Raw genomic sequence first — 8,683 nt, forward strand, 5'->3', positions numbered from 1 at the left:
ACAGGCGACCCGCCGCCCGGCCATGGACAACCCGCGACTCAACACTCCCGGGAGGTTCAACATCACACTAAACCCAACTGCAAATCTGTCCGTTGAACCGGGTCAATCTCATACCATAGTATCGAACGCTCTCCGGACTAGTCGGATCGTAATGCCATGCGCGCTTGAGTTGCGGCATCGCCAGGATAGCCATGACGATCAGGAGCGGACTAGGATGCCACGCGAACAATCCGACGAGCACAGGAACGCCCGCGAACCAGATTCGCGGCGAGAGCACGGCGGTGATACGGCCGCCGTCGAACGGCGACAGCGGAATCATATTGAACAGGTTCAGAAAGAAACCCGCGTAAGACAACGCCAGTAGCCAGGCGCTATCGAAGTGGCGCGCGAGAAAGTAGCACGCGAGAGCCCCCAACGTTCCCGTAAATGGCCCAGCGAGGCCGACACACGCCTCCGTTTCCGCATCGTGGGGCATCTCCTTCAACTGAATCCACGCACCTACAAACGGAACAAAAGTCGGCACCCCCACATCCAACCCTCGCTGCCGCGCGGCCACGTAATGGCCGCCCTCGTGTACGAATAGCAACAGCACGAATCCCGCAGCGAATCGCCAGCCATAAAAGATTGCATAGACGACTATCGACAGCAACATCGTGCCTGTCGTGGTCAGAATTTTCCCGAGCTTGAGTCCGCCCAGCAGCAAAATCAGCAGTTTTGTCACGATGGTTCGATCACTGGCGCTCGTCCGCTCCCGCGGACGACGAAGTTGCGTCGTCCGCCCGCGTGGAGACATCAGTCGCCGGTTCGCTGACAGGTTCAGGAACCGGCGAGCTGACGGCAACCGGCTGGGTAGTTTTCGGCTTGCGTTTGAAAAACTGCCTGATCGACGCGCCGAACGCGAGGAACGCCACCAGCCCAACTTTGAAGAACTTCGCCGCGAACGCGGCGATGATCGCGAATAAACCGAGTTTCTTCACGGCGACGCCGGCGACCAGCGCGGCAAGCCCGTATTCCGCGACATGGTCGGTCGTGGCGTTGAAATCCGCATAGCGCTTGCCGTCCATATAGTCGATGTCGGCAAGCAGTGCGTTCGCCGTTGGCTTGGTAGTAGCCAGCATCGAAAGTTGCGTCGCCATCGTCAACGAAAGATAGCCATCGCGCCCAAGGGCAAGCGTTCGATAGTTGACTCCGGTTGGCGAACTTGCATTCTGTCCTTTGGCCCGTACGATTGCTGACCAAACGAGGTGATGTGTCTTTGCATCGTATGCCGGCGGCTCTGCCCAGCCAGTCACTTCTAATTCCGGCAGCCCACGGCTTTTGCGTCCTGCATTGGATTGCTCGGTTCCGTCGCGGAGATTTTTCAAAATATCGTCGGCATGCCAGTCCCGCGCGTCGTCGTCGCGAACATAGCCAGCTTTCTCAAAGGTAAGAACAGCAAGCCAGTCGGTATTGGCAGTCAGCGGTACGATCAAACCAACGAGAGACTTCTCATCTATGGTGTTTCCAAGCGCGCGCAAGTAACGGATGGCCGCGGCGGCCGGTACGAATCCGCTGTTTGCAGGCAGCGCAAAGCTAGCTTGGTCGAGAACTGCGATCTTACTGGGGCCGTGAATCAACGCCGCGTTGGCTTCCTTCACCGCAGCGTTCAATTCGGTCTGAGTCGCATCGGTTTGAGCGAAGCCAGTCGTGGCCATTGCAATGCAGCAAAGACAAAAGAGGAATTTGGTCAGCACTTTCATAGTTATTGTCTGTTCCGTGTCGAGAGACTTTCTGCCAGACTGCTAATTTTTGGGCTAGCTATCTCTGTGTAACGGCAGCCCGAAACAACTCTTGAGAAATCTGCCCGCAAAGGTTTATCGACACAACTGAGACGAAAGATGAAGAAGCTATTGACCCTCGCCGTGTCGGTATTGCTGCTGGTTGGCGGGTTACTTTTCCAGCAAGCGGCGTTCGCGGACAGCGCCACCCCTGATTCAAGCACGAAGGCGTTTTACGCCTGGTACATCAAGTTGGAATCTAAAGATATCTATCCGTTGTTGGACAAGGGCATTTATGTCTACGTGACCAAGGCGACTGCCGAGGGACTTCGAAACGCTTACCGCCATAACAGGCTGCCTGGCGACGCCGACTATTTCACGAAGGTTCAGGACTACGATGAACATGACTGGTCTAACAAAATCGAAACACACCAAGCGATCATGCTCGGCGATGTTGCGGTTGTTCCAGTTACGTTCGGCTCGAAAGACAAGATCAGCGTGTTGGTGTTTCTGCGCAAGCAAGGCGACAGATGGAAGATCACCAAAGTCGATGACACGCTCGATTATCAATAGACCGTCTAACGCCAGCAGTTAATCGCGCAGCAGCTTCTTCGGCGCGTCAACGATGACAGATCGTTGCATTGGAAACGCTTGCGATATTCGTGCTGGATTGAACCCACACCAGAAAAATCCCCTCGGGGCCACTGCTTGGGTTTTTTTCAGCACGTTCGCGTCGGCGAACTGCCGAACATCGACGCGATGAGTACTGCCGCGTACGTTCGCTGGGAGAGTGGCGACGGCGCAAGTTAGCTAAAGCGAATGCGTTTGCTCGGCGATCAAGCACCGGCCCGACGCCTGGTTTCGGGAATAGCGTCCGTCCTAACTGGGTGGCGCACACCCAGTTGCCCGTCCGGTTAGTTCTTGTAGCGACTGACCGCAAAATCGTTGGCGGTAATCGCCGGCGTAGTCCCCGACATCAAATCCGCCAGCACTTGCCCCGAACCGCAGGACATGGTCCAGCCCAGCGTGCCGTGGCCGGTATTAAGCCATAGGCCCTTGATCGAGGTCGGGCCGATAATCGGCGTGCCGTCTGGAGTCATAGGCCGTAGGCCAGTCCAGAAGCTGGCCTGCGTCACGTCGCCAGCATGCGGGAACAGGTCGGTGACAACATATTCCAGCGTCTCGCGCCGCGTGCCGTGCAGTTCCTTGTCGAAGCCCACCAGATTGGCCATGCCGCCCACGCGAATTCGATCCTCAAAGCGGGTGACCGCAACTTTGTAGGTTTCATCGAGGATGGTCGAGACGGGCGCCTGCGCCGCGTCGGTAATCGGCACAGTGATTGAGTAACCCTTGACGGGATAGACTGGAATGCTAACCAGGCCGCGCAGCAATGCGGTGGAATAGCTGCCCAGTGCTACGACACACGCGTCCGCAGTCAAAGTTTCGCCGTCGGAACGGACACCCTTTAGCGTGTCGCCTTCCACGACCAGGCCATCGATGCTGCGCTTGAACAGGAACTGCACGTGCCGTGCTTGCGCCATCTCGGCCAGTTTGGTGGTGAACACATGGCAGTCGCCGGTTTCATCGCCTGGCAAACGCAAGCCACCGACCAGTTTATCCTTCGAGCCTTCAAGCGCTGGTTCGGCGCGAGCCAGTTCGTCGCGCGACAGCAACTCATAAGGCACGCCCATTTCCTTCAGAACGTCAATGTCCTTGGCGGAACCGTCCATCTGCTTTTGCGTGCGAAAGACTTGCAGCGTGCCCTGCTGGCGACCTTCATAGGTGATATGGGTCTCGCTGCGCAGCGCCATGAAACAGTCGCGGCTATATTCGGCAAGCCGCACCATGCGCGCCTTGTTGACGGCATAGCGTCGTTTAGTACAGTTAGCCAGCATCTGTGTGAGCCATTGCACCTGAAACAAGGTGCCGTCTGGTTGGAGTGACAGTGGCGGATGCTTCTGCAGTAGCCATTTGATGGCCTTGGCGGGTACGCCCGGCCCGGCCCACGGCGACGCGTAGCCCGGCGAAATCTGGCCGGCGTTGCCGAAGCTGGTTTCGAGCGCCGCAGCGGGTTGGCGATCGAGCACCACCACCTCATGGCCGGCGCGCGCCAGATACCAGGCGCTCGTCACACCGACCACGCCGGCTCCAAGAATCAAAATTCGCATCAAGGTCTCCTGCAAAAAACCTGTTCATTTCTGGTTCTGATGCCAATGCAAAGTATGAACGATGCAGCGTTGTTGCATAGGTCGGCGTCCCCTTGTTTTGCGGACACTGAGTGACGCGAGGCGATCGGGAAGCGGCGTGGGACTCAGAGCGTAATTGGTTGAATGGTATGCGATTTCTGTTTGTGTTCGGCCCGTCTGGAACCCTCATGACTAATTTGTGTGCTTGGTGTGATCTTCGAACGCGGAGGCGATGCCCTCAATCATTGCCGCGATGCGTGCGGTATGCCGAAGGTCTTGATGCGTGACGAGCCAGATTTCGTAGACCGCCCCACGTGCGGGTTCTGGCCATATCTGCACGAGGCCGTCGTGTTCAGCCAGATGTATTGGAAGCTCACCGAGGCCGAGGCCGGCCTTTACCGCAGTACGCAGCATGAGGCTGGAATTGAAGGTCGATACGATGCGCCCCGCGTGTGTCGGTTCGCCAGCCAGAGTCGGTGATGTGGGTGATCGACTACCGGTCCAGTTTCCCTGATAGACGACAAGATCGTGGCCCGCGAATGCGGAGCCAGCGGCGGGCTTGCCGTGCTGCTCAAGATAGGCCTTCGATGCAAAGAGCGCCATGGGCCAGCGAGCCAGCCGCCGCGCGATCAGATCGGGATTGTCCGGCCTGACGGAACGGACCGCGATATCCGCTTCACGCTTTGCCAGATTTAGCATGCGCGTCGACGTGTCCAGCAGGATGCGCACTTCGGGATGCGCAGCATGCAGGCGTTCGATGGCGGGAAGCAGGAAGTCGAGCGCGATCGAGTCGGTGCTGGTGACTCTTACGTCCCCCGCCAGCCGTGTATCCGTGCCTTGAGTTTGTCTGACGAGTTCGTGCGCGGAGTGTTCCATTTTCTCCGCTGATCTCAGCGCGGTTTCGCCCGCGGCGGTCAACGCGTAGCCCTCGGAGGTGCGCAGGAAGAGCGTTGCACGCAGGGCGTGCTCCAGTGCTGCAATCCGTCTGCCGACCGTCGCCTGATCGAGATTGAGCGTTCTGGCCGCTCCACGGAGCGTTTTTTCGCGCTCGACCGCGAGAAACACTCGCGCGTCATCCCAGTTCATCGTGCCACCCTCCCTGATGCAAATTTGCATCTCACAGCATGAATAATGCTGCACAGATTCATCAATGTCGACTCCTATACTGAGCGCAAGAGTTCCTCGTTCAGTGATCCGACCGGATCAATCGAGCCTCATCAATCGAAGGAGTGGTATCCATGTCTGCTTCAACTTATCGTGTGCCGTCGTCCATGATGGCCATTGAGATCCAACAGCCCGGCGGTCCTGAGGTTCTGGTGCCGACTACGCGCCCGGTGCCGATGCCGGCCGCCGATCAGGTTCTGATCCGCATCCACGCAGCTGCCGTGAACGGTCCAGACGTTTTCCAGCGCAAAGGGCTGTATGATCCGCCCCCCGGCGCTTCGGACATTCCTGGTCTGGAAGTGGCAGGTCAAGTGGTTGCCGTTGGGGCCGACGTGTCGCAATTCCGGATCGGCGAACTGGTGTGTGCATTGATTCCCGGAGGTGGCTACGCCGAATATGCCGTCGCGCATGCCTGCAACACGATGCATATCCCCAAAGGCCTGACGTTGGTGGAAGCGGGGGCCATGCCCGAAACGTTTATGACGGTATGGCTGAACCTGTTCCAGCGCGGCAAGCTGGTTGCCGGCGAATCGGTGTTGATCCATGGCGGCGCGTCAGGTATCGGTACCACGGCGACCATGCTGGCGAAGGCTTTCGGTGCCGCGAAAATCATCACGACAGTGGGCTCGCCGGCGCATCGGGAGGCCAGCCTGGCGCTAGGCGCAGACCTCGCGATCGATTACCGCGAGGACGATTTCGTCGCCGAAACCAAGCGGTTTACCGATGGAAGAGGCGTCGACGTGATTCTCGACATCATTGCCGGCGATTACGTAGCTAGAAACTATGACGCCGCAGCCATGGACGGACGGATCCTCCAGGTGGGCGTGATCAAGGGGCCGGCGAAGGATCTTAACCTCGTGCCAATGTTGACGAAACGTCTGACGCATATGGGCTCAACATTGCGATCGCGCACATCCGCGGACAAGGCGGCCATCGTCACTGAACTCGAGCAGCATGTCTGGCCGCACATCGAGAGCGGCAAGATCAAGCCGGTTGTCTACAAGACCTTTGCGCTTGCCGACGCTCGCGGCGCTCACGAGCTGATCGATTCCGGCACGCACTTTGGAAAGATTGTCCTGACGACGGGTGCGGATCTCATCGGCTGAAGCGTGACTTGCAGCCAAAACGGAGGTTGCAAGCCCCTTGCCGGTTTTGTGAAGAACGCCAAGAAAAAACGTTCCTTTTAAAGGTAGCGGTCTGTCTCACGATCTGCTCGACGATCGGCCGAAGTCGTTCGTCGTCGGTCGGCCACAACCTGCCGTTCAATGATCAGCGAAACATGCCGTTGGAGCGGCTGGAATACTAGCGGAAGCTGGCGGATGAACTACGTAGACAATTCGGCTCGCCGAGCCGCCAGCGGCCGCCATATTCGTTTCCGAAACAAGCCTAACAGCAAGGCCAAAAAGCCGCGCGCAGCCCTTGATTCATCTTCCGCGCGAATGTCCACGCCATTGAACGCGAAGTTGCCGGTCTCCACTATCCGGGGCCGGTGGTACTCAGAACAGACCGACCCGCTGCTGGCGCCGGCCGCCGCCCTGGCCCTGCGCCAGCTTGCGCGCCTGCTCGATCTTGCGTGCGGTCTGAGTGAGCTCCGTGCTCGCCTTCATGTTCAATTCGAAGATGAACTTGCCCTTGTCGATGTCGGCGAAATCGATCATGACGATGTTGGGCATGAAGACCTTCAGCGCGACACCGTTCGTGTAGTCGGTCGACGAGACGTAGGTCGGCAGCCGCGATTCGATCGCCTCGCCGAAGCCGGCCATCCACAACTCGGTGAGCGCGGTCGGACGGTTGTCCGGCCCCCACATGGTCGAGTTGCGCTCCCGGATGCTCCGCTTCAGGCCGGTGGTCGTCCAGTACATCATCCCCATCACCTTGGGGTCGGAGTTGAGGGCGCCGATCTGCATCAGCCCACTTTGCGTCTCGATGTTGGACGCGATTTTGCCCATGTCGCTGTCGCCGTTGAGCGCGTCCGTGCCGCCCTTGCCGACGTATTGCAGGCCGTCGTAGCCGCTGCTGTAGCCGGTGCCGTCCGCGAGGCTCTTGCAACCCCAGATCCCGGTCGACGAAAGGTAGCCCTGGCCGGCGACTTCGGCGATGCCCTTCGGGGTGAAGAGCACGACGACGTGCTTCTTCAACTGGTCGAGCGTCTTCTCGTTGAGGCTGCCCGTGCCCGTGAAGAGAGCGCTGCCGAGCTCCCGCACACAGATCTCCGCGATGATGGTCCAGTTCGTGCATTTGTCGAACTTCAGGAGCAGGAATTCGCTGCCGTTGTATTTGACGAACTCCTTCGCCTGTTTCAGCATGTCCACGAGCCGCATGCCGAACGCGCCGTCCAGCGGCAGCTTGGTGGTGGTGACGTTAGCCTTCCTGCCGCCCAGGTCGAAGACGGTCTTGTCCTTCTTTTCCTTCTGGTGCATCAGCTTCGGGTCGGCATGGAAGGCCTTCAGCAACACCGGCGAGGAGGACAGAGTCGAACTCTTGGTTGCCGCGATCCGCAGGTCGAATAGGCGCACGCCGGCCTGGGCCTGCTCGAAGATTTCGAGGTCCTGGGTCTGGACGTTGGCGTCGCCGCCCGTGATGCCCGCGTCGTGGCTGCCGGCGAAGACGATGTCGCAGAGCCGCTTGCCGCCGCCCAACATGTAGTAAGTGATCATGGCCGTCGTACCTCCGATAGAGAGAGTGCGTGTTCCACGCAGACCAAACGCTCATTCCATGCGTAAGCGAACGTGCAATCCACGGTTATCCGAACGCGCATTCCACGAGTAAGCGAACGCTGCGGACGTGGCGATGCGGGTCTGAGCGTTTTTACTCCGACACATCCTTGCTGGTCAAACCATTTCGGCGTTTGCGCATCGACTTGCCGGCGAGCGTGAGTCGATGGGCGTTGTGAACGAGCCGATCGAGGATCGCGTCGGCGAGTGTCGGGTCTCCGCCTCGGCCGCGACGTTTCACACGAGTTCCGTGACCTTCAGAAGACTCATCGACCAGGCAAGACCGGGCAGTATCGGTCTTCTCTGCCGTACGGGTGACACCAATCCGGTCGTCAAAGACTGCCTCGGATTCACTGCCAAGATATTCGAGGACCTGCATTGCGACATCGCCATGAGCGTCCGCTGAGTTTTGCACAAGAGGCTGGAACAAAATACCGCGAAAAGTGGGAACAAAATCGTGCACCGGCAACGTCACCACCAGTGGTACGAAAGACCAGATGGCCCTTGCTCTTTTGGAAGCAGTCGTTGATACGGCGCTTGGTCTAGCGGACGATAAGGGTAGTTTTGCGACGATCGCCTGCCACTAACGTGCTTTTTTTCTGTTTTCTGAAGCGCCCCCCTTTCTCGCCGCGTGCCGACCACACTCCGTCGTCATAGAATTGTGAATACGAGGGCAACATGAAACATGGACTGGTAGTTGGGCTGCTGTGCGGCGCGCTGCTTGCCGGTTGCATGTCGGCCGGGGTCGAAGTGAGCTTGCCCCCGAAAAACGAATCCCTTGCTGAGCAGGTAAACTCAAGCAAGGAGAAGAACAATGACAAGCAAGGCAAAGCGGGCGCAGTACACGCTCGAGTTCAAATTG

6 protein-coding genes and 3 pseudogenes are annotated in these 8,683 nt (G+C 58.6%); 3 read left to right on the forward strand and 6 right to left on the reverse strand.

Annotation, left to right across the window (positions count from 1 at the left end; translation table 11 throughout):
• Positions 1-115: 115 nt before the first annotated feature.
• Positions 116-721, reverse strand: a pseudogene (locus tag KHO31_RS38695) (site-2 protease family protein); the annotation flags it as partial.
• A gap of 10 nt (positions 722-731) precedes the next feature.
• Positions 732-1,739: a DUF2167 domain-containing protein gene (locus tag KHO31_RS38700; protein WP_211626082.1), complete on the reverse strand. Its 1,008-nt coding sequence runs from the start codon at positions 1,737-1,739 to the stop codon at positions 732-734.
• Positions 1,740-1,877: 138 nt separating this feature from the next.
• On the opposite strand from KHO31_RS38700, the gene KHO31_RS38705 reads away from it, so the two are divergent.
• Positions 1,878-2,330, forward strand: coding sequence for a DUF3828 domain-containing protein (locus tag KHO31_RS38705; protein ID WP_201139311.1), 453 nt, complete (start codon positions 1,878-1,880; stop codon positions 2,328-2,330).
• Positions 2,331-2,671: 341 nt separating this feature from the next.
• On the opposite strand, the gene KHO31_RS38710 is transcribed toward KHO31_RS38705, so the two are convergent.
• Together KHO31_RS38710 and KHO31_RS38715 are read right to left on the reverse strand one after the other, a co-directional pair.
• On the reverse strand, positions 2,672-3,925 hold the full coding sequence (locus tag KHO31_RS38710) for a D-amino acid dehydrogenase (protein WP_211626084.1): 1,254 nt from the start codon (positions 3,923-3,925) through the stop codon (positions 2,672-2,674).
• Positions 3,926-4,135: 210 nt separating this feature from the next.
• On the reverse strand, positions 4,136-5,029 hold the full coding sequence (locus KHO31_RS38715) for a LysR family transcriptional regulator (protein WP_201084011.1): 894 nt from the start codon (positions 5,027-5,029) through the stop codon (positions 4,136-4,138).
• Positions 5,030-5,181: 152 nt separating this feature from the next.
• Between KHO31_RS38715 and KHO31_RS38720 the strand changes: the two genes are divergently transcribed.
• Positions 5,182-6,213, forward strand: a complete 1,032-nt coding sequence (locus tag KHO31_RS38720) for an NAD(P)H-quinone oxidoreductase (RefSeq protein WP_201086486.1) — start codon at positions 5,182-5,184, stop codon at positions 6,211-6,213.
• 390 nt (positions 6,214-6,603) lie between these two features.
• On the opposite strand, the gene KHO31_RS38725 is transcribed toward KHO31_RS38720, so the two are convergent.
• Both KHO31_RS38725 and KHO31_RS38730 read right to left on the reverse strand, forming a co-directional pair.
• On the reverse strand, positions 6,604-7,764 hold the full coding sequence (locus KHO31_RS38725; RefSeq protein ID WP_211626086.1) for a PI-PLC domain-containing protein: 1,161 nt from the start codon (positions 7,762-7,764) through the stop codon (positions 6,604-6,606).
• A gap of 151 nt (positions 7,765-7,915) precedes the next feature.
• Positions 7,916-8,041 (reverse strand): annotated as a pseudogene (locus KHO31_RS38730) (ATP-binding protein); the annotation flags it as partial.
• A 458-nt stretch (positions 8,042-8,499) separates the two neighbouring features.
• Between KHO31_RS38730 and KHO31_RS38735 the strand changes: the two are divergent.
• Positions 8,500-8,683, forward strand: a pseudogene (locus tag KHO31_RS38735) (hypothetical protein); the annotation flags it as partial.

This window comes from Paraburkholderia domus (assembly GCF_905220705.1).
Lineage (GTDB): Bacteria > Pseudomonadota > Gammaproteobacteria > Burkholderiales > Burkholderiaceae > Paraburkholderia > Paraburkholderia domus.